21 protein-coding genes are annotated in these 25,212 nt (G+C 62.9%); 17 read left to right on the forward strand and 4 right to left on the reverse strand.

The features are described 5' to 3' along the window. The first annotated feature begins 2 nt into the window (after nt 1-2). Both EB235_RS28115 and EB235_RS28120 read left to right on the forward strand, forming a co-directional pair. On the forward strand, nt 3-794 hold the full coding sequence (locus EB235_RS28115) for an ATP-binding cassette domain-containing protein (RefSeq protein ID WP_027034139.1): 792 nt from the start codon (nt 3-5) through the stop codon (nt 792-794). Nucleotides 795-943: 149 nt separating this feature from the next. Beyond that, nucleotides 944-1,966: a LacI family DNA-binding transcriptional regulator gene (locus tag EB235_RS28120; RefSeq protein ID WP_027034138.1), complete on the forward strand. Its 1,023-nt coding sequence runs from the start codon at nt 944-946 to the stop codon at nt 1,964-1,966. 438 nt (nt 1,967-2,404) lie between these two features. On the opposite strand, the gene EB235_RS28125 is transcribed toward EB235_RS28120, so the two are convergent. Further along, entirely contained in the window at nt 2,405-2,995 is a 591-nt protein-coding gene (locus EB235_RS28125) for a TetR/AcrR family transcriptional regulator (RefSeq protein ID WP_027034137.1), read from the reverse strand. Nucleotides 2,996-3,071: 76 nt separating this feature from the next. Then, on the reverse strand, nt 3,072-3,425 hold the full coding sequence (locus tag EB235_RS28130; RefSeq protein ID WP_171878155.1) for a hypothetical protein: 354 nt from the start codon (nt 3,423-3,425) through the stop codon (nt 3,072-3,074). Between the two features lie 62 nt (nt 3,426-3,487). On the opposite strand from EB235_RS28130, the gene EB235_RS28135 reads away from it, so the two are divergent. Then, the gene (locus EB235_RS28135) at nt 3,488-6,664 is read left to right on the forward strand and encodes an efflux RND transporter permease subunit (protein WP_027034135.1); all 3,177 of its coding nucleotides are present in this window, start codon (nt 3,488-3,490) and stop codon (nt 6,662-6,664) included. 15 nt (nt 6,665-6,679) lie between these two features. Next, nucleotides 6,680-7,834 carry an efflux RND transporter periplasmic adaptor subunit gene (locus tag EB235_RS28140; RefSeq protein ID WP_027034134.1) on the forward strand — a complete coding sequence of 385 codons (1,155 nt, stop codon included), beginning with the start codon at nt 6,680-6,682 and terminating at the stop codon, nt 7,832-7,834. Between the two features lie 44 nt (nt 7,835-7,878). Here EB235_RS28140 and EB235_RS28145 read toward each other — a convergent pair whose 3' ends face one another. Continuing rightward, nucleotides 7,879-8,787, reverse strand: coding sequence for a LysR family transcriptional regulator (locus EB235_RS28145; protein ID WP_027034133.1), 909 nt, complete (start codon nt 8,785-8,787; stop codon nt 7,879-7,881). 102 nt (nt 8,788-8,889) lie between these two features. Here EB235_RS28145 and EB235_RS28150 point away from each other — a divergent pair, with 102 nt between their 5' ends. From EB235_RS28150 to EB235_RS28185, 8 genes are all read left to right on the forward strand, one after another. After that, nucleotides 8,890-9,678: a HalD/BesD family halogenase gene (locus EB235_RS28150; RefSeq protein ID WP_027034132.1), complete on the forward strand. Its 789-nt coding sequence runs from the start codon at nt 8,890-8,892 to the stop codon at nt 9,676-9,678. A 117-nt stretch (nt 9,679-9,795) separates the two neighbouring features. Next, nucleotides 9,796-10,521: a GntR family transcriptional regulator gene (locus EB235_RS28155; protein ID WP_027034131.1), complete on the forward strand. Its 726-nt coding sequence runs from the start codon at nt 9,796-9,798 to the stop codon at nt 10,519-10,521. Between the two features lie 56 nt (nt 10,522-10,577). Then, nucleotides 10,578-11,684 (forward strand): mandelate racemase/muconate lactonizing enzyme family protein, encoded by a 1,107-nt coding sequence (locus tag EB235_RS28160; protein WP_027034130.1) that lies wholly within the window; start codon nt 10,578-10,580, stop codon nt 11,682-11,684. 1 nt (nt 11,685) lies between these two features. Further along, nucleotides 11,686-12,870, forward strand: coding sequence for a mandelate racemase/muconate lactonizing enzyme family protein (locus tag EB235_RS28165; RefSeq protein WP_027034129.1), 1,185 nt, complete (start codon nt 11,686-11,688; stop codon nt 12,868-12,870). Nucleotides 12,871-13,114: 244 nt separating this feature from the next. Next, nucleotides 13,115-14,776 (forward strand): ABC transporter substrate-binding protein, encoded by a 1,662-nt coding sequence (locus EB235_RS28170; protein WP_027034128.1) that lies wholly within the window; start codon nt 13,115-13,117, stop codon nt 14,774-14,776. A gap of 134 nt (nt 14,777-14,910) precedes the next feature. Beyond that, nucleotides 14,911-15,798, forward strand: a complete 888-nt coding sequence (locus tag EB235_RS28175) for an ABC transporter permease (RefSeq protein ID WP_032926931.1) — start codon at nt 14,911-14,913, stop codon at nt 15,796-15,798. Then, nucleotides 15,798-16,676, forward strand: coding sequence for an ABC transporter permease (locus EB235_RS28180; RefSeq protein ID WP_027034126.1), 879 nt, complete (start codon nt 15,798-15,800; stop codon nt 16,674-16,676). Before EB235_RS28175 ends, EB235_RS28180 begins: the two co-directional genes overlap by 1 nt. Continuing rightward, nucleotides 16,669-18,726: an ABC transporter ATP-binding protein gene (locus tag EB235_RS28185; protein WP_027034125.1), complete on the forward strand. Its 2,058-nt coding sequence runs from the start codon at nt 16,669-16,671 to the stop codon at nt 18,724-18,726. The genes EB235_RS28180 and EB235_RS28185 overlap by 8 nt, the downstream gene beginning before the upstream one ends. A gap of 18 nt (nt 18,727-18,744) precedes the next feature. On the opposite strand, the gene EB235_RS28190 is transcribed toward EB235_RS28185, so the two are convergent. Further along, nucleotides 18,745-19,647 carry a LysR family transcriptional regulator gene (locus EB235_RS28190; protein ID WP_027034124.1) on the reverse strand — a complete coding sequence of 301 codons (903 nt, stop codon included), beginning with the start codon at nt 19,645-19,647 and terminating at the stop codon, nt 18,745-18,747. Between the two features lie 115 nt (nt 19,648-19,762). On the opposite strand from EB235_RS28190, the gene EB235_RS28195 reads away from it, so the two are divergent. From EB235_RS28195 to EB235_RS28215, 5 genes are all read left to right on the forward strand, one after another. Beyond that, nucleotides 19,763-21,418 (forward strand): ABC transporter substrate-binding protein, encoded by a 1,656-nt coding sequence (locus EB235_RS28195; protein ID WP_027034123.1) that lies wholly within the window; start codon nt 19,763-19,765, stop codon nt 21,416-21,418. 92 nt (nt 21,419-21,510) lie between these two features. Beyond that, nucleotides 21,511-22,308, forward strand: coding sequence for a DUF427 domain-containing protein (locus EB235_RS28200; protein ID WP_245268925.1), 798 nt, complete (start codon nt 21,511-21,513; stop codon nt 22,306-22,308). A 98-nt stretch (nt 22,309-22,406) separates the two neighbouring features. Beyond that, entirely contained in the window at nt 22,407-22,994 is a 588-nt protein-coding gene (locus tag EB235_RS28205) for a hypothetical protein (RefSeq protein WP_027034121.1), read from the forward strand. Nucleotides 22,995-23,049: 55 nt separating this feature from the next. After that, entirely contained in the window at nt 23,050-23,814 is a 765-nt protein-coding gene (locus EB235_RS28210; RefSeq protein WP_027034120.1) for an SDR family oxidoreductase, read from the forward strand. A 421-nt stretch (nt 23,815-24,235) separates the two neighbouring features. After that, complete coding sequence (locus EB235_RS28215) at nt 24,236-25,210, forward strand: ABC transporter substrate-binding protein (RefSeq protein ID WP_027034119.1); 975 nt, start codon at nt 24,236-24,238, stop codon at nt 25,208-25,210. Nucleotides 25,211-25,212 lie beyond the last annotated feature (2 nt).

The following is a 25,212-nucleotide window of genomic DNA, read 5'->3' on the forward strand; positions in this document are numbered from 1 at the left end:
CCATGGCCGAGCCACTGATCCGCATGCAGAACATCCGAAAATCCTATGGCCGCGTGCAAGCGCTCGAGGACGCCAATTTCCATGTCAACGAGCGGGAGATCGTCGGCCTGCTCGGCGACAATGGCGCCGGCAAGTCGACGCTGATCAAGGTTTTGTCGGGCGCCGTGCCGCTGACCAGCGGCGACATCTTCATCCGCGGCAAGAAGGTGACGTTGCGCAACACCAGCGACGCCATCGCCCATGGCATCGAGACCATCTATCAGGACTCCGCACTGGTCACGCAATTGTCGATCGCCCGCAATCTGTTTTTGGGGCGCGAGCCGATCAAGCCGCCGCGCTTCCTCAACCGCATGGACCAGGAGGCGATGAACACCGTCGCCCGCGACCTGCTCAAACAGGTCGGCATTTCGAAGAACATTCCGCCGACGACGCCGATCGGTTCGCTCTCCGGCGGCGAGCGCCAGGCGGTGGCGATCGCGCGCGCCATGCATTTCGACAGCGACCTGATCATCCTCGACGAACCGACCAACAATCTTGGCGTTGCCGAAACACAAGGCGTGCTGAGCTTCGTGCGCAGCGCGCGCGATTCCGGCCATTCCTGCATCTTCATCGCGCACAACATCCATCACGTCTTCCAGGTGGTCGACCGCATTGTCGTCATGCGCCGGGGCAAGGTGGTCGCCGACGACATCGACCCGAAGAAGACAAATGTGACGGAAGTCGAACGGATCATCACCGGCATGTCGGACAAGGAAATCCGCGATGCCGTCGCCGACGGCAAGCCGGCGCATTGAGGACGGGCGGAAGCCGTCTTGTCGAAGCAGCCGAATGCGCATCGCGGCGACGGGTATCGATCACCCGCCCTTCAGATTATATCATCTGACACATCGCCCATCACATCGCTTGTCTGGCGCGCCATAGCATCGGCGCATAGGGTTGCGGCATGAAGGCCACTGTCTCCGACATCGCCAGGAACTGCGGGCTCTCGACCGCGACGGTCGACCGGGTGCTCAACCACAGGCCGGGTGCCAGCGCCGCCAACCGGCAGCGCGTGATGGAGGCCGCCAAGCAGCTCGGCTATCTGCCGGTCGCCGATCAGGTGACGCTTCCATCGAAGCCCGCAAACCTCGAATTCTTCCTGCCGATCGGCAGCAACGCCTTCATGCAGGATCTGGCAAGACACATTGAGGATTATGCATCGCGCCTGCCGCTGGTCGCTTCCTGCCGGATCCACAACCTCGCCGGCATCGCGCCGAACGCGTTGCAGAGCGCCGTCGAAAACCTCTCGATCAAGGCCAATGGCGTCGGTGTCATCGCCGTGGATCATCCCCGAACCCGCAACATCCTGCGCGACATTGTCGACACCGGCATTCGCCTGGTGACGCTGGTGTCCGATATTCCGGCCGCTCCCCGCTCGGCCTATGTCGGCATCGACAACCGGGTGGCGGGGCGAACGGCGGCACTTTTGATGGGACGTTTCCTCAGCGGCCGCACGGGCCATCTGGCGATGGTGGTCGGCTCACGCTCCTATCGCGGCCACGAGGAACGCGAAATGGGCTTTCGCTCGGTGCTCGGCGAGGAGTTTCCCAACCTCACCGTGACCAGCGCCGTCGAGATCAACGACGAGCCGGATGCCAGCTATGCCGAGACCATGAAGGCGCTGCGCAACGAGCCGGAACTGCTCGGCATCTATTGCGTCGGGGCTGGGCGCTCCGGCGTGGCAAAAGCCATCCGGGAAGCGAGACCCAACCGCAAGCCGGTGTTCATCTGCCACGACCTGACGAGGGAAACGCGCGGTTATCTCGTCGATGATCTCGTCGACGTCGTCATCGACCAGAACGCCAGGCTGATCGCCGAACAGTCGGTCATCCGCCTGCTCGGCTCCATTGCCTCATCGGCGCCTTACCTGACACGTAAATTCATCGAGCCGCGACTGATCTTCAGAGAAAACGTGCCGGTCCAGTGAGGACGGGGGCAGAGTTGTTCACCCTTTCACGGAAACGGCGAACACCTCCATTTTTTGTTTTGCCGCAATTCCGGACGGAAAACCGTTTCACACTTTTCCTGGAATTGCTCTGGGCAAACCCGGTTTCCCGGATTTGTATGATAATTGACACGGCAAATCTGCACAGCAGCTATGCACAATTCATTGTTGCCGAATCATTGGGCAAATCGTAGTTTCTGGTTGTCGGCCATCTACTCCTCCCAGATGCGATGCCGACGCTGAATGGGGTGCACCTCCTCCCGCGCCACATTCGAAATCGAGCCCGCTGCCACCTCCTCCCGGCAGCGGGCTTTTTTCGTTCAGCGGTCAGGAAAAGCGGTATTGCCGACGCCAAAGGGCTCCAGGCATCGCACTCGATCACACGATCAAATGGCGCGTTATCAATGACGGCGAGTCATTTCAACCGGCGGCAGTGCCCCGGAAGGAAACGATCAACCCTTCGGCCATGCGCACGAATTGCGTGCTCGGACCTTCGGCGCCTACGGTCTGCACGCTGACGCGCGCGCCTTCAAGCAGCAGCGACAGCGTATCGGCGAGAAGCTCAGCCTGGCCGATGCCGGCATCGCGACACATCGTTACAAGGCGATCGCGCTGGGCTTCCTTGATTTCCTTGATGACGCGCCTGGCCGGATGGTCCGGCTCGGTCAGTTCAGCAGCGGCATTGGCCATGTCGCAGCCGCGGCCATCAGCCGTCAGGCAATCAGCGGCCATGCGGATCCAGGCATGCAGTTGGGCGAGCTTGTCACCGGGAAACTCGACCTCGAATGCTTCCCACATCGCGCCGGCCTTGGATGCCGTGGCACGCAGACATTCGACGATCAGGTCGTCCTTGGATTCGAAGTGACGATAGAGCGTCATCTTGTTCGTGCCGGCAGCCTCGGTGATGGCATCGACGCCGACACCCTTGATGCCATGCTTGTGGAACATGTCACGCGCCGTCTCGAGGATTCGATCCCGGGGACGTGAGCGCTCCACGACGCCGTCTGTCATCATGATCTCCTTTCGTTTCCTAAAAACCACGGCCACCTCTTGACTAGGGTGTTACCGGTCTGTAACTATGCAGATGTTACTTACTGGTAACACCTATGTCGCCTTCCGTCAATAACAAGGCCGTGAACTGGTCCTGCCAGATCGGAATGAGCGAAAAACTGCAGTTCATGCGGCTCCGGCCGGTGAAAGAGATGAAAACGGTTCGCGAGCATGGGCTGCGAATCGACAGACAAGGAGCCGGCCAATGCCACAGCGCCGCGATCTTACCATAGATGAAGCCGTCCGGGATCCGATGATCCGGCTGGTCATGAAGGCAGACGGGGTCGACCCCCGCGCCTTCGAGAAAATGCTCCGCTCGCTTGCCGATGAGCAGCGTCGCGAGGTGCCGTTGCTGCGTTCGCTGGAAGAGTCCAGTGACGGGCGCGGCCAAAGGCTGTCCAGGGTCGCCAGCGCCTTTGGGCGGGCGAGAGCAGCCGGAGAGGCGTGCGTGTCGTGGTAAATTTTTTCATCCACCGTCCGATCTTCGCCTCGGCGATCGCCATCATCATGGTGCTCGCCGGGACGATTTGTTATTTCCTGCTGCCGGTCTCGCAGTTCCCAGACATCACACCGCCGCAGGTGGTCGTCAGCGCCCATTATCCGGGCGCCAGCGCGCAAGTCGTGGCCGATACGGTGACGACGCCGCTGGAGCAACAGATCAACGGCGTCGAAGGCATGACCTACATGTCGTCGACGAGTTCGAATGACGGCTCCTCGACCATCACCATCACTTTCGATGTCGGCTATTCCTTGAGCACCGCCGCCGTCGACGTCCAGAACCGCGTCTCGCAGGCCGCCTCGTCGCTGCCCGCGATCGTCAACCAGGGCGGCGTGACGATCAAGAAGCAGAACCCGAACTTCGTCCTCATCGTCAACCTGACATCGCCCGACAAATCGGTCGATCCGGTGGCGCTGTCGAACCTTGCCTATCTGCAGGTCGTCGATCCGCTGAAGCGCCTGCCCGGCGTCGGCGACGTCCAGATCTTTGGCGAGCGGCGCTATTCGATGCGCGTCTGGCTCGATCCGGACAAGCTCGCCAATCTCGGCATCACCGCGGTCGACGTGCAGAACGCCATCTCGGAACAGAACGTCCAGGTGGCGGCCGGCAAGATCGGCCAGTCGCCGGCGCCTGCCGGCACCGCCTTCGAGATGCAGGTCAACGCCGTCGGCCGCCTGAGCGACCCGAAGGAGTTCGGCGACATCGTCGTGCGCGCCAACACCGACACCGGTTCGCTGGTGCGGCTGCGCGACGTCGCCCGCATCGAGCTCGGCGCGCTGCAATATTCATCCTCCGCCTTCTTCGGCAAAGATCCGACCGTCGTGCTCGCCGTCTACCAGATGCCCGGTTCCAACGCGCTCGACCTTCAGCAGCGCGTCAAGGACAAGATGCAGGAGCTGTCCGGCCGTTTTCCGAAGGGCGTCTCCTACGCGATGCACTACGACACCACCCGCTTCGTCTCGGCGTCGATGCATGACGTGCTGATCACGCTCGGCGAGGCCCTGGTGCTCGTCGTTGCCGTGGTGTTCGTCTTCCTGCAGAGCTGGCGCACGACGATCATTCCCACCATCGCCATTCCGGTGTCGCTGGTGGCGACGATGGTTGTCATGGAGATGCTCGGCTTCTCGCTCAACATGCTCTCTTTGCTTGGCATGGTGCTGGCCATCGGCCTCGTCGTCGACGACGCCATCGTGGTGGTCGAAAATGTCGAACGACAGCTCGAGGCCGGTCTGAAACCGCTGGCGGCGACCAGGGCCGCGATGGCTGAGGTCACCGGACCGATCATCGCCACCACCGCGGTGCTGATGGCCGTCTTCGTCCCCGTCGCCTTCATTCCCGGCGTCTCCGGCAAGCTCTACAATCAGTTCGCGCTGACAGTAGCGATCTCCGTCGGCATCTCTGCTTTCAACTCGCTGACCCTGAGCCCGGCGCTGAGCGCCGCCTTCCTGCGCCATCGCGGCGAGACGCAGTTTGCCCCGTTCCGCTGGTTCAACACCGGCTTCGACAAGCTGTCGCATCTCTACGCTCATGGCGTGCGCATCCTCATCCGGCTGCGCTGGATCATGCTTGGCCTGTTCGCGGCCGGACTGGTCGCCACCTACTTCGTCTGGCAGAAGCTGCCCTCGACCTTCCTTCCGGTCGAGGACCAGGGCTACTTCTTCGTCGTCATCCAGCTGCCTGACGGCGCATCGCTGGAACGCACGGATGCGGTGGCGCAGAAGGCGCGCGACATATTGCAGGCGACACCCGGCGTCGACATTGTTGGTTCGATCAGCGGCCTGAACTTCCTGACCAGTGCCGCACAGTCGAACTCGGCGGTCGAGTTCGCCATCCTGAAGCCCTGGGAAGAACGTGGCCCCGACCAGAACGCATCCAAGCTCGTGGCCGATGTGCGCGGCAAGCTGCTGCAGATGCCGGAAGCCTTCGCGCTGAGCTTCGATCCGCCCTCGATCCCTGGCATCGGCACCACGGGCGGCTTCGAATTCGTCGTCGAGGATCTCACCGGCCGTGGTAGCACGGCCCTCAACGACGCGACGCAAGCCGTGATCGCCGAGGCGCGCAAACAGCCGGAAATCAACCCGCAGCAGCTGTTTTCGCCGTTCTCGACCTCGACACCGCAGTTCAACTACGACCTCGACCGCAGCAAGGCCAAACTGCTCGGCCTCAACCTGCCCGACGTCTTCAACACGCTGCAGATCTATCTCGGCTCGCTCTACGTGAACGACTTCAACCTGTTTGGCCGCACCTTCCGGGTGACCATCCAGGCCGACAAGGATGCACGTGCGGGTGCAGCCGACATATCACGGCTCTATGTGCGCAATGCGTCCGGCGGCATGGTGCCGCTTTCGACGCTGGGCAAACTCGTGCCGTTCGTCGGCCCGGAAACCGTGCCGCACTACAACAACAATGCCTCGGCCACGATCAATGGCGGCGCTGCTCCCGGCTTCTCGTCGGGCCAGGCAGTGGCCGCGATGGAACGGGCCGCGGCCACCGCGCTGCCCAGGGATTTCGGCTTCGAATGGACCGGCATCACCTTCCAGGAGCTCAAGGCGGGATCGATCGCGTCGGTCGTCTTCGGCCTCGCGATCGTCTTCGTCTTCCTGATCCTGGCGATGCAGTATGAGAGCTGGGCGATGCCGTTCATGGTGCTGCTGGCGGTGCCACTGGCCTTGTTCGGTGCCTTCGTGGCCCTCTGGGCGCGCGGCATGCAGATCGACGTCTATTCGCAGATCGGCTTCGTCATGCTGATCGGCCTGGCGGCGAAGAACGCGATCCTGATCGTCGAGTTCGCAAGGCGGCGACGCGAGGAAGGCTTGAGCATCGTCGAGGCGGCGATGGAAGCCGCGCGGCTGAGACTCCGGCCGATCCTGATGACGGCCTTCGCCTTCATCCTCGGCGTGCTGCCGCTGATGTTTGCGACAGGCGCCGGTGCGGCAAGCCGGCAGTCGATCGGCACCACCGTGTTCGGTGGCATGGTCGCCGCGACAATCCTGTCGCTGGTGTTCGTGCCGGTCTTCTACGCGGTCATCGAACAGTTGCGGGAGCGCCGCGAAAGCGGCGAACCCGCCTCCCAACACACTGAACCAACTGCCGAACCCGCCTTCCCTCCCCTGGCGGAAGCGGCTGAATAAGATTGGAGAATAATCATGCGTAAATGGAAAATCGCTTTGGGAACCGCTGTCGCGCTGGGCGCGATCTCGGTGGCCAGCGTCCACCTTCTCGACATGGGCAACCTGAGGCTGAGCAGCGGCACGGCCGGAGCAGCGACGCCGGCTCCAGCGGCATTCGTCATGCCGGTGCCGGTGGCGAACGTGGTCAAGAAGACGATCCCGATCTATCTCGACTATGCCGCCCGCATCGAGCCGATCCGCAGCGTCACGCTGCAAGCGCGTGTGCCTGGCTACCTGCAGGAACAGACGGCGCAAGACGGCGCCGATATCCGCCAGGGCGACCTCCTCTACAAGATCTCGCCTGACGACTTCCAGGCTGCGCTCGACCAGGCGAGAGCCCAGGTACAGCGCGATACGGCAACACTCGATTATGCGCGTTCCAATCTCGGCCGCGGCACCGAACTCGCCAAGAGCGGTTACCTTGACAAGGACAGCTTCGACCAGCGCACCAGCACCTTGCGCGAAGCGCAGGCGTCGCTGGCACTCAACCAGGCGGCGGTGCGCACGGCGGAGCTCAATCTGAGCTACGCTGAAATCCATGCACCCTTCACCGGGCGCCTGGGCCGCAACCAGGCCTCGGTCGGAACGCTGGTCAGCGTTGCCGGCACGGTGCTCAACACGCTGGTGCAGCTCGACCCGATCTATGTCACCTTCAATCCCAGCGAGACGGATCTGGTCGAGATCGAGCAGGCCCGCGCGGCCGGCCCGATCGAGGTCGAGGTCCTGCTTCCGGGCGAGACCGAGACCAGCCAGAAGGGCGAACTCACCTTCATCGACAACACGGTCGACCATTCGACCGGAACCATCACCGCACGCGCCACCATCGGCAACGCCAAGTTCACGCTGATGCCCGGCCAGTATGTCCGCGTGCGGCTGCATATCAGGCAGCAGCCCGATGCGCTGATGGTGCCGCAGACGGCGCTGGGTTCGAGCCAGCTTGGCAAATATGTCTATGTCGTAGGCAAGGGCAACACGGTCGACCAGCGGCTGGTCTCGCTCGGCCCGACCAGCGGCGACATGGTGGCCATCCTGACCGGCGTCGCCGAAGGCGACCAGGTGATCACAGGCAATCTGCAGAAGATCGGACCCGGAATGCCGATCTCGCCACTGCCACAGAAACCGGCTACCTGAATCCCCCGCAGGCCCGGTTTCCGCGCGGCGCCCCCGACCTTTTCTCAGGTCGCGGGCGCCGTTTTCATGAGCAGGCCGGCAAGAGCGGCGACATCGGCGCGGTCGGCCTTGGCCGGCGGCATGAAGGCGCAATAGGGATGGCCAAGGCGCACTGAAACAGGGGAAAGCGCAATCAGCCGCCCCGCCTCCAGGTCGGCTTGCGCCATTACCCGCTGGCCAAGAGCGATGCCCAGGCCAAGCCTCGCCGAGGCGATCGCCAGGCTGGACAGGCCGACACGGCGTCCATGCGACGGATCTGGCGAGCGGCTGCCGCCGCAGGCCGCGAACCAGTCCGCCCAGGTCGGGTGCGAAGCGTAGTTCGGCCCCCAATTGGTGTGGATGAATTGGCTTTCGTGTAGATTCGCGAGCCCCGGATCACCATTGCCGTAACGGTGCCAGAATTCCGGCGCGCAGACCGGCAGCACATCGTCATGCACGAGGCGGATCATCCGCAGGGCCGGATAGTGATAGTCGCCATAGGAGATGCGCAGATCGATATTCCAGCGCATCAGATCGACCGGATCGTCTTCGACCCGCACGTCGACCGCCATGTGTGGAAAGGTGTCGAGCAGCACAACCAGTTTCGGCGCCAGCCACAGCTCGGCCAGCGAGAACGGCACGCTGACGACAAGGCGCGTCCGCAAGCCGCCCTCCAGCATGCGCTGGCCAATGGCGGCGATGTCGCCCAAGGCGCGTGCGGTCTGCGGATAGATGGCGTGGCCGGCGTCGGTCAGCGTGATGCGGTTGCCGGTGCGGACAAACAGCTGCTTGCCGAACCAGGTCTCGAGATTGCGGATCTGCTGGCTGACCGCCGCCGAGGACACGCCAAGCTCGGTGGCGGCCAGGGTGAAGCTGCCGGCCCGGGCCGCGACCTCGAAGGCCTTGATCGCATTCAGCGGCGGCAGCCGTTCCATGGCAGGCTCCGTAAGTTTTTCTTGGCCAATCCTAATAATTTTCCACGTTGAGGGAAAGAATTTTTTGCCGTCTTCTGTGCCCAACCCCATGGAGCACGCGACATGAACGACATTCTCGATCTCGACCGCTATCCGCTGGACCGCGAAGGCAGTGCCGAATGGAAGCGTCTCGTCGAACAATCGATCGCGGCGCTCGAAACCGACGGCATGTTCAATCTCGAAGGCTTTCTGCGGCCCGGCATCGCCGAAAAAGCGGTGCGGGAAATCAGGCCGGTCATGGACACGCGGTCCCATGTCCACAAGCGGATGCACAACATCTACTTCAAGCCCAGCATTCCCGAACTGGCGCCCGACCACCCCGCCCTGCGCAAGGTCGAGACCATCAGCCACACGGTCTGTGCCGACCAGATTCCGGAAAGCACCGTGCTCGCCATCTACGAATACGAGCCGCTGGTGCGATTCCTCGCGGCAACGATGGGCAAGGCAAAACTACATGTCATGCAGGATCCGCTGGCCCGCACCAATGTCATGGCCTATCGCGCCGGCGAGGCGTTGAACTGGCATTTCGACCGCTCGGAATTCACCACGACGCTGCTGCTGCAGCAGGCGGAGCGCGGCGGCGACCTCGAATACCGCACTGATCTCAGATCGGATGACAACCCGAATTATGAGGGTGTCGCGCGGCTGCTCGAAGGGCGTGATCCCGACGCAAAAATCCTGCGCATGAAGCCGGGTACACTCAATGTTTTTCGCGGCAAGAACACAGCGCACCGTGTCACCACGGTCGAAGGCGAGCGCGAACGCATCATCGCGGTGTTCTCCTACTATGAAAAGCCAGGTGTGACGTTCAGTGTCGAGGAACGGGTCGGCTTCTACGGCCGGGCGGCCTGAGCACCCAAACCGCATCCGGATCAAATTGTCGGGCGACGGTAAAAAACGAAAATGACATCTTGTTAGATTGTCGACAATCTGATTGTCTTGCCTTCTGTTCTCGTTGGAGTGGGCCGGATGGTGAAGACGGATTTCAGCCCGATTGCCGACACGACGCGCCGCGCCGAAATCGTGGCGTTGCTGCGGCGCGCGATCCTGACCGGCCAGCTCGAACCCGGCCAGAAGCTCAACGAGCTCAGGATCTCGGAACAGATGCGGGTCAGCCGCGCGCCATTGCGCGAGGCGATGCGCGAGCTGGTGCAGGAAGGCATCCTGACCAGCATTCCCTATGCCGGCACCTTCGTCATCGATGTCACCGCCAAGGACATCGACGATGCCTATTCGCTCAACAAGGTGCTGGACGAGTTCGCCATCGAACGCACTTGGCCACAGCGCGATCAGCGCTTCTTCGATGAACTCGACCGGCGCCATGAAGCCGTGAAACAGGCGACGCGCGACCTCGACACCACAAGGCAGATCGAAACAGCGCTGCAACTGCATGGCCTGATCTACGAATGGGCCGACAATTCGGTGCTGCTGGAAACCTGGCAGCGGCTGACCAGCCGGTTGCAGATGTATTTCGCGCTCCATCTGCATGCCCGCAACGAGCCGGTGCCGGTCGAGGACATGCACGAGACCTATGTGCGGCTCATGAAGGGCAACGATATGAGTGCCGCCCAGCGCTATGCCCGCGAACATATCGACATCGATTTCGAGGAGTTGCTTGCCTATGCGCGCGGGCTTGAGCAGCGGGAATCGAAGGGCGCCAGGGTCGATCGTGCCGGCCGGAACAACAACGGCTGAGCGCATCGCCGCACAGGCGATCCATTCCAGACATCACCGACAACGGACAGACAGCAGTGCAGATCAAATCCATCAAGGCATACCATGTCGTGCAACCCTTCGTGGACGGTCCCTACCGCATGTCCAAGGGCCGCGAGGCCGACTGCTTCGACGCGGTCATCGTCTCCATCACCTCCGATAGCGGCGTGACCGGCTGGGGCGAGATGGCGCCGCTCGGCAATTTCTATTCGGCGGCGTTTCCGGCGGGAGTGCGCGCGGGCGTGCCGGAAATCGCACCGCACCTTATCGGCCAGGATCCACGCGGGCTGGCCAGTATCGGCCGGCTGATGGATACGGTGTTCAAGGGCCATCCCTACATCAAGTCGGCGCTCGACATGGCCTGCTGGGATCTCGCGGCGCGCGCCGCCGACGTGCCGCTGGTGACCATGCTCGGCGGCCGCGAGAGCGATATGGCGGAGACCTACCGGGTCGTCACCCACGGCACGCTCGACCAGATGGCGGCACTGGCAACAAGGATCATCGCCGAGGGCTGCCGCCGTGTGCAGGTCAAGGTGGGCGGCAATGTGCACGACGACATCGAGCGGGTGACGGCAGTCGCCTCGGCCGTGCCGAAAGGCACGGTGATTTTCTGCGACGCCAATGCCGGCTGGACATCCTATCAGGCACGGCAGTTCGCCGATGCCACGCGCGCGATCGACTACACGTTCGAGCAACCCTGCACGACGATCGATGAGAACATGTCGGTGCGCCGCATGCTCGACAAGCCGATGGTGCTCGACGAATCCGTGACGTCGCTGGAAGAGATGCTGGAGATTCACCGCCTGGGCGCGGCCGACGGCTTGACGCTGAAAATCTCGCGGCTGGGCGGCGTGACCAGGACCCGGCAGATCCGCGACGTGGCCGTCGATCTTGGCTTCATGATCACTGTCGAGGATACAGGCGGCGCCGAGATCGACACCGCTGCCATGGCGCATCTGTCGCTGTCGACGCCGGAAGAGCGGCGGTTGCATGCGATTGCGTTCCATGAATGGGTGACGGTGCGCACGGCCTTCAACGCTCCACCGGTCACCGGCAGTCATATGGGCATTCCAGACGGACCCGGCCTCGGCATCGACGTGGACCCGAGCCTGCTCGGCACCCCGTTCTTTGAAATCGGTGGCTGAGATGAAAATCCGCAGCATCAAGGCCACGCCGATCAATCTTCGCCTCGAAGCGCCCTATGGCTGGGTGTTCGGCGAGTTGGACGGGTTTTCGCAGACCATTGTCGAGGTCGAGACCGAGGATGGACTGATCGGCCTCGGCGAGGCGCCGACGCCGGCGGCGGCCGCGATCATCAATGGTGTCTTGGCCGAGCGGCTGGTCGGCCGCGATGCCTTCGACATCGCCGGCGCCGAACATGTCTGCCTGCCCTACTGGACCGGCGTGCAGTCGATCAACGACCGCACCCGCATCATGGCCTTCGGCGCTATCGAGATGGCGTTATGGGATCTGCGTGGCAAGGCGTGGAACCAGCCGCTCTACCAACTGCTCGGCGGCGCGGTGCGCAAGGACATCCCGTTTACCGACTATTTCTCGCTGCGCGGCGACGGACCCAAAGTGAAGGGCGAGACGACGCCGGAAGAAGTCGCCGACTATTGCGTCGAACTGCATGAGACGCATGGAACGACCTTCTTCGAAGGCAAATTCTCGACCGAGGACCCGAAGGTCTCGCTGAAAATGGTCGAGTTGATCCGCGAAAAGCTCGGCGACGGGGCGATGATCCGCATCGATTCCAACCAGGCTTATTCGCTGGCGACCGCCAGGCAATTGGCGCGGCCACTGGAGGATCTCGGCGTGCGCAACTGGGAGGATCCGGTGGCGACGATCGAGGAGATGCGCCAGTTGCGGCAGCATTGCTCGATCCCGTTCTCGACCCACAACATCGACATTGCGCGCGCCATGGACCTCAAGGTTCCCGACGCCTTCGTCGGCAATCCGACGGCGCATGGCGGCATCGGCCGCATGCTGCGTTTCGTCGGCGCCTGCGAGCATGCCGGCGTCGACTTCTGGTGCTACAGCGGCGACAGCGGCATCGGCAGTGCCGCCTATCTGCATCTGTGCGCCGCGCTCGGCTGGATCCGGGAGCCAAACCAGTCGCTGTTTCGCATGCAGCCTATGGACATTACCGAGGAAGGGCCGTTTTCGCCCAGGAACAATGTCGTGCGCGTGCCGGTAGGCCCCGGTCTCGGCGTTACGTTGTCGCGGAAAAACCTCGACGCCTGCCATCGCGATTTCGTCGAGAACGGACCATGCAACAAGTATCACGACCCGGCGAAGCCCGGGACATATCGCCGTTTGCCGCTGAATTAGGAGGATGTCGAAAAGCAAGCAGGATTTATCGAGAAAAGGGCGCCCTTGGGTCGCCTGGTCGACAGACAATTCATCAAGAAAATCTGACTTTTCCATCCCAACGAGCGGATGGACCAGTCGAAACCGCATGCTACAGTCCATCGACCGACACTGATGATGAGCGCCTGGAACCGGAGAACTCCGCGGAACTCGTCAACTGGAATGAACTCGCCAACCACAACAACTGGGGAAAGGGCTTAGACCCATGAAGAACTACCGCATTCTCGATCTGATCCGGCGCAATCGCTCGCCGCTCGAAAATCACCTCATCGACGGTCTCGTCGACGGCCGTGTCAGCCGCCGCGACTTCATTCGCCACGGCAGCCTGCTTGGCCTGTCGCTGCCGCTTCTGGGCGGCATCACCACGGCCGCCGGCTTCGGTGGCATGCCGTCGCTCGCCCGCGCCGCAGGCGCCGCCGGCGCCACCATCCGCGTCGCCAGCAGCGTGCCGGCAGCCGCCATCGACCCGGTCACCATCGCGGACGCCGGCGGCCTTCTGGTCATGCAGCAGGTTGCCGAGTTCCTCTGCGTCGACGGCCCCGACCTCGTGCTGCAGCCGGCGCTGGCCGAGAGCTGGAAGCCGAACGACACCGGAACGGTCTGGACCTTCAAGCTGCGCAAGGGGGTGAAATTCCACTCGGGCGGCGAGATGAAGGCCGACGACGTCGTCGCCAGCATCGATCGCCTTGCCGACCCGGCAAACTCGTCCAACGCGCTGTCGGTGTTCACCGGCATCCTGCAGAAGGGCGCCTCGAAGAAGGTCGACGATTACACGGTCGAGTTCCACCTCGACGCGCCGAACGGCAACTTTCCCTACATGCTGTCGTCCGACAACTACAACGCCGTCATCATCCCGGCGAGCTACAAGGGCGACTATGAGAAGAGCTTCGACGGCACGGGGCCGTTCAAGATCGAGAAGTACACGGCAAAGGTCGGCGCCTCCTTCGTCCGCAACGACGATTACTGGGGGCCAAAGGCACTGCCGGATCGCACCGAGTTCACCTTCTTCACCGACGTGCAACCGATGATCCTGGCGCTGCAGGGCGGCCAGGTCGACATCATCAACCAGATGCCGGTGCTCTCGGGCGTCGCATTGCTCAACGATCCGAGCGTCGACATCATCAGCCTGAAGTCGTCAGCCCATCAGCAGCTTCACATGCGCTGCGACGACGGCCCGTTGAAGGATGCGCGCGTGCGCCGCGCTATCGCGCTCTGCCTCGATCGCGACAAGCTCGCCGCCGGCCTGATGAAGGGACGCTCGGCCCTCGGCAACGACAGCCCGTTCGCCGCAGTCTACCCCTCGACCGACACGAGCATACCGCAGCGCAAGCAGGACATCGCACAGGCCAAGCAGTTGATGGAAGCAGCCGGCGTTGCCCAGGGCTTCAAGGTGACGCTGACCACCGAGCGCTACCTCGAAATCCCCGAATACGCGCAGCTGATCCAGAACTGGGTCAAGGAGATCGGTGTCGAGCTCGAACTCAACATCCTCGACCAGGGCGGCTATTACGGCGATGCGGTGTTCGGCAAGTCGAACTGGCTGGATTCGGTAATGGGCATCACCGACTACGGTCACCGCGGCGTGCCGAATGTCTATCTCGCCGCACCTCTGAAGAGCGACGGCACCTGGAACGCGGCACACTTCAAGAACAAGGACTACGACACGCTGGCGGCCAGCTATATCGGCGCGCTCGACCTCGAGGCGCAAAAGGCGGATGCCGGCAAGATCCAGAAGCTGCTGCTCGAAGAAACGCCGGTCATTTTCGGCTATTTCTACGACTACCTGACGGCAACGGCGAAGGGCGTGGCCGGCGTGCAGCCGACCGCCATGTCGCAGCTGTTCCTCGAAAAGGCATCGAAGGCCTAAACGAAAAGGGAAAGCCAATCCTCTAACAGCCAGCTCCCGCATGGGGGCTGGCTCCACAAGGAGTCATAGCCATTCTCTCCTTCTTTGCACGGCGTGTGTCGCTGTCGCTGGTTACATTGTTCCTGCTCAGCATCATGGTGTTCCTGGGCGGCCAGGTGCTGCCTGGCAATGTTGGGCGCGCGATTCTGGGGCCGTTCGCCGACCAGCGCGCCGTCGATGCGCTCAATCACACGCTCGGCGTCGACCGTCCGCTGCTCACCCAGTACGCGACCTGGATCTGGAATTTTGTCCAGGGTGACATGGGCACGTCCTACATCTTCCGTTCGCCGGTGGCGCCCTTTGTCATCGGCGCTTTGGGCAATTCGATGAAGCTGGCGGCGGTCGCCTTCGTGCTGGTGGTGCCGATCGGCATCCTCGGCGGCGTCATCGCCGCACTCAATCTCAACCGGCCGCTCGACCGCATCATCAGCCTCGGCGGCCTGTCGGTCACGGTGCTGCCGGAGTTCGTCACCGGCATCATCCTGATCCTGATCTTCGGCGTCTGGCTGCGCTGGCTGCCGATCTCGGCCGCGTGGCCGAAGGATGCCGGCTTCTTCACCCAGCTCTATTACCTGATCCTGCCCTCGCTGCCCCTGTTCCTGGTGCTGTTCGGCTATATCGCGCGCATGGCGCGCTCCGGCATGATCGAGGCGCTCGATTCCGACTATACGCGGACCGCGGTGCTCAAGGGCCTGCCCTGGCGCACGGTGATCTGGCGCCATGTGCTGCGCAATGCGCTGCTGCCGACCATCACCGTCATTGCCACCCAGACCGGCTACCTCATCGGCGGCCTGGTGGTGATCGAGACGCTGTTTCGCTACCAGGGCATCGGCTCGCTGATCTTCACCGCCGCGCGCGGCAAGGATTTTCCGATGCTGGAATCGGGCATTCTCACCATCGGCATCGTCTATGCCGTGGCGACATTGATCGCCGATTTCCTCTATTCCGTGCTCAATCCACGCATCCGGCTGGGGTCAGATTAATGAGCGCCGTCCAGACCACCTCTCCGCCACAAGACGACACGCGCCGGCGTAGCCCCATGGCGGAAGTCTTTTTCTCGCTGCTGCGCTCCAAAACGTTTCTTGTCGGTTTTGCCATCGTGCTGTTCTGGGTTGCCTGCGCACTTTTCGGCGAACATTTCGCGCCGTACGATCCGCTTGCCGACGACATCATCAACGCGCTGGCACCACCCTCGCGCGAACATTGGTTCGGCACCGACCAGATCGGCCGCGACGTCTTCTCGCGTGTCATCGTCGGCTCGCGCGACATCCTCACCGTCGCACCGTTGGCGACCTTGCTGGCGACGGTCGCCGGCACCGCACTTGGCCTGCTCACCGGCTATTTCCGCGGCATCGTCGACGATGTCGTCAGCCGTATCCTCGAAGCCTTCATGGCTATCCCCGTGGTCATCGTCGCGCTGCTCGCGATCGTCGCTCTTGGCACCTCCAAGACCACCGTCATCGTCGTCATCGGCCTGAGCTTCGCGCCGATCATCGCCCGCACCGTGCGCTCAGCGGTGCTGGCCGAACGCGAACTCGACTATGTCGCGGCGGCACAGCTCAGGCATGAAAGCGCCGTGCATACGATGTTCGTCGAGATCCTGCCCAACGTCATCCCGCCGATCCTGGTCGAGACCACCGTGCGGCTGGGTTATGCCATCTTCGCGGTCGCCACGCTGTCCTTCATGGGTTTTGGCATTCAGCCGCCCTCGCCCGACTGGGGGCTGTCGATCTCCAGTAATTACGGCATGATCGGCGGCGGCTTCTGGTGGACGGTGCTGTTCGACGCGCTCGCCATCGCCTCGCTGGTGATCGGCGTCAACCTGGCGGCCGACGGCGTTCATGGAGCGCTCAATGACTGACCTCGCCCCGACTAAGTCCGCGAAGGCCGAAAACGCCCTCGAACTCAGCGATCTGTCGGTCGCCTATCGCGTCGCTGGCCGCAACCGCGCTGTGCTGCGCAACCTCAGCCTCAACATCCGGCAAGGCGAGGCCTACGGGCTGGTCGGCGAATCCGGCTGCGGCAAATCCACCGTGGCGCTCACCGTCGTGCGCTATCTGCCAAGGAACGGTTCGATATCGGGCGGCGCCATCTCGCTCGACGGCCAGGATGTGATGAAACTCGACGCCGAGGCGCTTCGGCGCGCTCGGGCCGAAAGCGTCTCGATGGTCTATCAGGATCCCGGCAAGGCGCTGAACCCGTCGATCCGTATCGGCCGCCAGTTGACAGAGATCTTCGAGCTTGGCGGCATTACAGGCCAGGCGGCCACCGATCGCGCCATTGCCATGCTCAATCGCGTGCGTATCTCCGATCCGCCAAGCGTCATGCAGCGTTATCCGCACCAGCTCTCGGGCGGCATGCAGCAGCGCGTGGCGATCGCCATGGCGCTGGCCAACGATCCCTCGATGCTGATTCTCGACGAGCCGACCACCGGCCTCGATGCGACGGTCGAGGCAGAGGTGCTCGACCTGATCGCGCAGCTGCGGCAGGAACTGTCGGCCTCGATCCTGTTCATCAGCCACAACCTCGCCGTCGTCTCCAACATGTGCGACCGGGTCGGTGTGCTCTACGCCGGCATGCTGGTGGAGGAAGGACCAACGGATGTCGTGTTCAACGATCCGCGACATCCGTACACGGTTGCCCTGCTGCGCTGCCTGCCGCGCGGTGGCCAGCGCAAGGACCAGGGCCGGCTCGACACCATCCCCGGCTTCCTGCCGGGCATTGGCGCTGACATCAAGGGCTGTGCCTTCGCCGACCGCTGTGCGCTCGCCGACGATCGCTGCCGCACCGAATTGCCGCCGCTCTATGATCTGAGCGACGAGCGCGGAAAACGTCTGTCGCGCTGCTTCCATCACGATAAGGCGCAAGCTCTGCCGCGCGCCACACCGAGCGATGTTGCGATAGCGCCCAAGCCGACAACCGCACCGGTGCTGCGCGTCGCCGGGCTGAACAAGACCTATGCCAGCCACGGCCATCCCTTGCGCGCCGTCAAGGACGTCTCGCTCGATCTCAGCCCCGGCGAGACGCTGGGGCTGGTCGGCGAATCCGGCAGCGGCAAGACCACTTTCGCCAGGCTGCTGCTCGGCCTTGTGCCGCCCGACGACGGCGGCACCATCGAGCTCGAGGGCAAGCCGCTGGCGCCAAAGCTGGAGAACCGTGGCGACGACCAGGTCAAGGCCCTGCAGATCGTCTTCCAGAACCCGGATTCAGCGCTCAACCGCTCGCATTCGATCCGCCACATTCTCGGCCGCGCGTTGAAGCGGCTGGCCGGTCTCTCCGGCAAGGCGCAGGAGGCGCGCCTCGACGACCTCGTCCGCTCGGTGCGCCTTACCGACCGGCACCTGGCCGTCAAGCCGCGCCAGCTCTCAGGCGGGCTGAAGCAGCGCGTTGCCATTGCACGTGCCTTCGCCGGGGATCCGCGCATCGTCGTCTGCGACGAGCCGACCTCGGCACTCGACGTCTCCGTGCAGGCGGCGATCCTCAACCTGCTCGCCGACCTGCAGTCCAAGGAAGACGTCAGCTACATCTTCATCTCGCACGACCTCGGCGTGGTGCGTTACCTCTCCGACAAGATCGCCGTGCTCTATCTCGGCCGCATCATGGAGATCGGGCCATCGGAGGAAGTCTTCTCCGGGCCGCATCACCCCTACACCGAGGCTCTGCTGTCGGCCGTTCCAAAACTCGACCAGACCGAGACGGCGCGCATTCGCCTCGACGGCGAAATCCCCAGCGCTACCAACCCGCCATCAGGCTGCGTGTTCCACACACGCTGTCCGCGCAAGATCGGCCCGATCTGCGAGCAGCAGGAGCCGCCGCTGGCCGAGGCGCAGCCCGGCCATTCCATCCGATGCCATATTCCCTATGCGGAGCTGGCGAGGCTGCAGAAGGCGACCGTGATCGAGGCGGCATAGCAAGGCAGCGCTGGCCGGTTACCTCCGGCCGGCCATGCTGAGGGAACGGTCACCTTCCGAAAATCCCCGACCTTTCGCCCAGTCCCTTGCCAAGGTGCGCAGGCCGGTCAGCGCGACGTCCAGCACATCAGACGAAACCGGGTTGGACGGATAGGCAAGATAGATCGGCCGCTGGAACACTGGCGCATTGTCGATGCGTCGCATCTCACCGCGCTCGATATGGCCGCTGACGGCGCTGAGCGGCAGGTAGGCCGAAGCTTGCTGCGACAGCACATGCTGCAGGCCGATGAAGACCAACCCTGCTGAAATGGCCGGCTTGACCATGCCGGCAAAGGCGCGGTCATGCTCGATGCGGAATTCCAGCCCCCAGTCCATCAGAATGTAGTTGTCAGTCCACGGCTTCGTCTGCGCCGCGTGCTGGACAAGCACGACCTGATCGACCGCCAGCGTCTCATAGACGATGCCGGGATGCGGACGCGGCAGATAGAGGATGCAGATGTCGAGCAGGCCTTCCGCCAGCTGGTCGATCGCCAGATCCGGAAAACTGCCTTCGAGCCTTAGCGCCACATTCGGCCGCTCAGTGCGCATCCACTCGACCCAAGGCGAGGTGATCAGGTCCCAGAGATAGGCGGGAGCGGTCAGCCGCAGCAGTGTCTCGTAACCATCGGGAACCGCGATATCCTGTCTTGATTGCTCCCAGGTGCGGGTGATGGAAGAGGCGTGCGGCAGGAACTGCCGGCCGGCCGGGGTGAGCGTGACGCCGTCGCGGTCGCGCACGAAAAGCCGGCGCCCCAATTGCTCCTCCAGCCCCCTGATCCGTGCACTGACGGTGGATTGGGCGAGATTGAGGCGGCTGGCAGCGACGGTGAAGCTGCCATGTTCGGCAACCTCCAGGAAACTGCGCAGGTTTTCTGTATCCATGCTCACACCTTGCATCGAAAATTTCGATGACCCCTATCAAAAAATATCGCTTTCCGGTCGCTGTCAACAATGACCTAAATGGCCAATCTCCCCAGGGCAAGCGAGGAATGCAGCCATGCCAAGGCATTTCATGACGATTGACACTGCTCGCAAAAACCTCACTGCAATCGAAAATTCCGCTGTCGACGAATTGCTGGCCGGTCGGCTCGACCGCCGCGATTTCCTGCGCCATGGCAGCGTTCTTGGCCTCTCCCTGCCGTTCCTGGGCGGCCTTGTCGCGGCTGCCGGCCTTGGCACGCAAAAGTCCCGCGCCGAGGGCAAGCCGGGCGGCACGGTGCGCGCTGGCGTGGCGACGCCGGGCGGCGCCATCGATCCCGTCACCTACTATGACAGCGGCAGCTACCAGCTGGTTTTCCAGACCGCCGAGTTCCTCTGCATCACCCAGCCTGACCTCACCTTGAAGCCGGTGCTGGCGGAAAGCTGGGCGCCCAACGCGGACGGCAGCGTATGGACCTTCAAGCTGCGCAAGGGTGTGAAATTCCACAATGGCGAGGACTTCAAGGCCGACGACGTGGTCGCAACCTTCGACCGGCTGGCCGACCCCAATGGCGCCTCGAACGCGCTTTCCGTGTTCAAGGGCCTGCTGTCGAAAGGCGGCACGCAGAAGGTGGACGACCACACGGTCGCCTTCCATCTCGATGCGCCGAACGGCAGCTTCCCCTATTCGGTGTCGATCGACAATTACAACGCCGTCATCTTGCCGGCGAGCTACAGGGGCGACTACGAAAAGACCTTTGAGGGCACCGGGCCGTTCCGGCTGGAGAGCTACACGCCGAAGGTCGGCGCGACCTTCGTGCGCAACCCCGACTATTGGGGCGAGAAGGCGCTGCCCGACCGGCTCGAGTTCAAATTCTATGGCGACGTGCAGCCGCGCATCCTGGCGCTGCAAGCCGGCGAGGTCGACATCCTCGACGCCGTTCCGCTCGATGTCAGCCAGGTGGTGCTGAACAGCCCAGACATCACAGTGCTGCGTGTCGCCTCGACCGCGCACCGCCAGCTCCACATGCGTTGCGACACCGGTCCGTTCACCGACAAGCGTGTGCGCCAGGCGCTGGCGCTTAGTATCGATCGCTCCAAGCTGGTCGATGGCCTCTGCCGCGGCATGGCGGCGACCGGCAATGACAGCCCTTTCGCGCCGGCCTTCCCTTCCACCGACAAGACGGTGCCGCAGCGCGTGCAGGATATCGCCAAGGCCAAGCAACTGCTTGAGGCGGCGGGCCTCGGCAGCGGCTTCGACATCACGCTGACGACGCTGCGCTATTCCGACATTCCCGGTTACGCGCAGCTGTTCCAGAATTTCGCCAAGGAAATCGGTGCCCGCATCTCGCTCAACATCGAGGACCAGGACAAATATTACGGCAAGGCGGTGTTCGGACAGTCGGACTGGCTGGACAGCCCGTTGGGGATCACCGACTACGCGCATCGCAGCGTGCCCAACGTCTTTCTGAAAAGCCCGCTGGTCAGCGACGGCCCGTGGAACGCGGCGCATTTCAAGAGCCCGGCCTATGACGGCATGGTGACGAGCTACCTCAGGGCACTCGACATCGGCGCGCAGCGCGCGGCCGCTTCCGATATCCAGAAACTGTTGCTCGACGAGACACCTGTCATTTTCAGCTACTTCCCGGATTTGCTGGTGCCGGTGCGCAAGAACGTCAGCGGCTTGCCGCCGATTGCCGCCGGGCTGCTGCTCGATCGCGTATCCATAGGGTGAGCCCCGTGTCCAACCGCACGGCCACTAAAACAAGCAGACGGGAGACTACCATTCGCAAGCCTCATTTGCGCGGTCGCGGACCGCACTTCCCCTTGCTCGACAGTATCGTGCAGTATGAATCCGAACCCGGCTATGTCGCCTTCACCATGCCGATGCAGAAGCGGCTGCGCGTGCAGGTGGGATCGATGATCGTCGCCGATACGACCAAGGCGCTGGTGCTCTACGAGAGCGACCATCTGCCGGTCTATTATTTCCCGATGAGCGACGTGCGCGAGGAGTTCCTGTTGCCCAGCACGACAACGACCGAGAGCCCGTTCAAGGGCGTCGCCACGCATTATTCGCTGAACACCGGCATCACGCTGGTCGAGGATGCCGCCTGGCGCTATGCCGATCCGGTCAACGGATCACCCCTGCTCTCGGACTACATGTCTTTCTACTGGCCCAAGATGACGCACTGGTATGAGGAGGACGAGGAGATTTTCGTCCACGCCCGCGACCCGTTCCGCCGCGTCGACTGCCTGCCCTCTTCGCGGCGGGTGCAGGTCATCCTCGACGGCGAGCAGGTCGCCGATTCACGCCGTGGCGTGTTCCTGTTCGAGACCGGCCACCCGGTGCGCCACTATCTGCCGATCGCGGACACCAGGCTCGATATGTTTGCGCCCAGTCGCTACATCTCGCGTTGCCCCTACAAGGGCATCTCCAACTACTATCACGTGACGACCAAGGCCAAGCGGCACGAAAACCTTGTCTGGTATTATCCCGAGCCGGTGCACGAGGCCGAGCGCATCAAGGGGCTGGTCTGCTTCCACCACGAACTGGTCGACAAGATCCTGGTCGACGGCGTCGAAATTCCGAAAGAGGCCACGGCCGCGTCCAGCGGCTATTTCTGAGCGGTCACTGGCTAACCCCGTTCGAAGTCATCCAGAGTTTCGCGTTTTCGTTCGCCCGGGCCAGTGCTACGCTGGGCTTCCGTGGCGGACGATTGCTCATGAAGACAGCATTGCATCATGCGGCCCTTCCCTGGCTCGTCGCTCTCGTCGCGGTGCCTGCACCGGCGTTTGCCGAAAGCGCGCCGGCTTTCGAGCTCAAGCTCGACATCGACCAGGACGGCAAGATGGATCGGGCTGTCGTGATGCAGGCGCCTGGTGGATCGGCCGATCTCACTATTTACCTGGCAGCCGGCGAGGAGAAGCTCGATCCCTCGCGCCGGCCGGATTTCGTCAGGAAAGGCCTGACCGAAGACCGGGTTACCGACCTTGAAAGCAAGGGCAAGGGATCGCTGGTGATCACGTCCTGCTTCGGCTGCGGCGCCAGCGAGTCGACGGAGGACACGCTGACCATCGTCTATCGCCAGGGCCAATTGCTGGTCGGCGGCTACAGCCGCAGCTGGGATTGGAACCAGCAGATGTCGGATGGCGTCAAGACGACGGTCGGTGGCTGCGACATCAATTATCTCACCGGCAAGGGCACCGTCTCCAAGGACCTTGGGAATACCAAGCCGATCAGGGGTAGGTTCAAGCCGGTGCCGCTCAAGGACTGGTCCATCGGCAAGCGTCCCAAAGCGTGCAACTTCTAAAGAGGTTGATCGAAAGACGGCATAGGCAATAACCTCCTCGAAACGGGAGGGCTTGATGGATCTTTTCAAACTGGACGGCGACGTCGCACTGGTCACCGGTGCCGGCAGCGGCATCGGCCAGGCAATCGCGATCGGACTGGCCGAGGCGGGTGCCGATGTTGCCTGTTTCGGCCATGCGTCGAAGGGCGGGTTGGAGGAAACCGCTCACCAGATCACGGCACTCGGGCGCAAGGCTTTGGTGCTGACCGGCACAGTCACTTCGGAGAGCGACCTCGCGGCGGCAATCGATCGCGTCGAAGCCGAACTCGGCGCGCTGACGGTCGCCGTAAACAATGCCGGTATCGCCGGCTCAGTGCCGGCCGAGACGATGTCGCTTGAGACATGGCAGAAGGTGCACGAGGTCAATGTTGCCGGCGTATTCCTGTCGTGCCAGGCCGAGGCACGCAAGATGCTTTCGCGGCGCAAGGGCTCGATCATCAACATCGCCTCAATGTCGGGCACCATCGTCAACCGTGGACTGACGCAGGCGCACTACAATTCCTCGAAAGCCGCCGTCATCCATATGTCGAAGAGCCTTGCCATGGAGTGGGCGGACCGGGGCATGCGCGTCAATGTCGTCAGCCCGGGCTACACGTTGACGCCGATGAACAAACGGCCCGAGGTGGCGGAGGAGATAAAGATCTTCAAGCGCGACACACCGATGGGACGCATGGCGGCGCCGGAGGAGATGGTCGGGCCGACCGTGTTCCTGGCCAGCCGCGCATCGAGCTTCGTCACCGGCCTCGACCTCATCGTCGATGGTGGCTACGTCTGCTGGTAGGATCGCATGAGGCAGAACTTTGCCTGCAGTCTGAATTTGTGCATCCGCGAAGCGTTAGTCGTTGCACGACATGAACCTTGGTATATATAATTTCATCCTATGAAACGGCCCGGGCGAGATGGGACTTGCCAGGCCAGCAGCCGAGATCATGGGACCTTGATGGCTTGCACCTTGCAGGGCGCCGCAAGACTGGCAATTGATCCGCAGGCGATCGCTCCCGCAGCGATCCATCGGCAGCCATGACGCTGGCCCTCCCGACGGCATCCATCATATCAGAAATTCAGCACAATCCTGTCTGCGCCGGCTTTAACGGCGACGCGGCGGCAACGGCCTTGCGCAACGACCAACCTTTCCACCAAAATCATAAAAAGACGCAAGAAGGGAACGAACAATAACCGCCACAGCTTGAAGGAGAACAAGCATGTTATTTCGCAGCTATATCTCGAAGTTATTGATGAGTGCCGTCGCGCTCGCGACACTTAGCGTGTTGACACCTTCCGCACGGGCCGCGGCGCCGGAATCCAACGACCCGATCAAGATCGCGCTGTTCGACTGGACCAGCGTCAACCTCAACGCCAAGATCCTCGGCGGCATCCTGGAAAAGCTCGGCTATACCGTCGAGTACCCGACCGCCGATTACCTCTCCAGCCTGACCACCGGCCTTACCAACGGCGACCTCGATGTCGGCCTGGAATTCTGGGACACGACCGCCGGCGAAGCCATGAAGGCGTCCGATGCCACCGGCCAGACGGAGCGGCTCGGCAAGCTCGGCCCGAAGGCCAAGGAAGAGTGGTGGTTTCCCGAATACATGAAGGCGAAATGCCCGACCTTGCCGGACTGGCATGCGCTGCTCGACCCGACATGCGCGGCGTCGTTCTCGACGGCCGAGACCGCGCCGAAGGGGCGCTATCTCGGCGGCCCGGTGACCTGGGAAGGTTTTGACGACGAGCGCGTCGCGGCGCTGAAACTGCCGTTCACCGTCATCCATGCCGGCACCGACGCGGCGATGTTTGCCGAGCTCGACTCTGCCTATCAGCGCAAGGCGCCGATCATGCTGTGGATCTATTCGCCGCATTGGGCGCCGGCCAAGTACAAGGGCGAGTGGGTGCAATTCCCCGAATACACGCCCGAATGCTACAACGACCCGAAATGGGGTGTGAACCCCGACGCCAAATATGATTGCGGCAAGCCGCATGGCGAGATCTGGAAATACTCCTGGAACGGCATGAAGGACAAATGGCCGATCGCCTACAAGGTGGCCAAGGCCTACACGATCGACACCGACGAGCTCAACAAGATGAGCGGCGAGATCGACCTCGACGGCAAAAAGCCGGAAGACGTAGCCGCCGCCTGGATCGCCGCGCATGAGGCCGACTGGAAAGCCTGGGCGCAGTGATC

This window comes from Mesorhizobium loti R88b (assembly GCF_013170845.1).
GTDB lineage: Bacteria > Pseudomonadota > Alphaproteobacteria > Rhizobiales > Rhizobiaceae > Mesorhizobium > Mesorhizobium loti_B.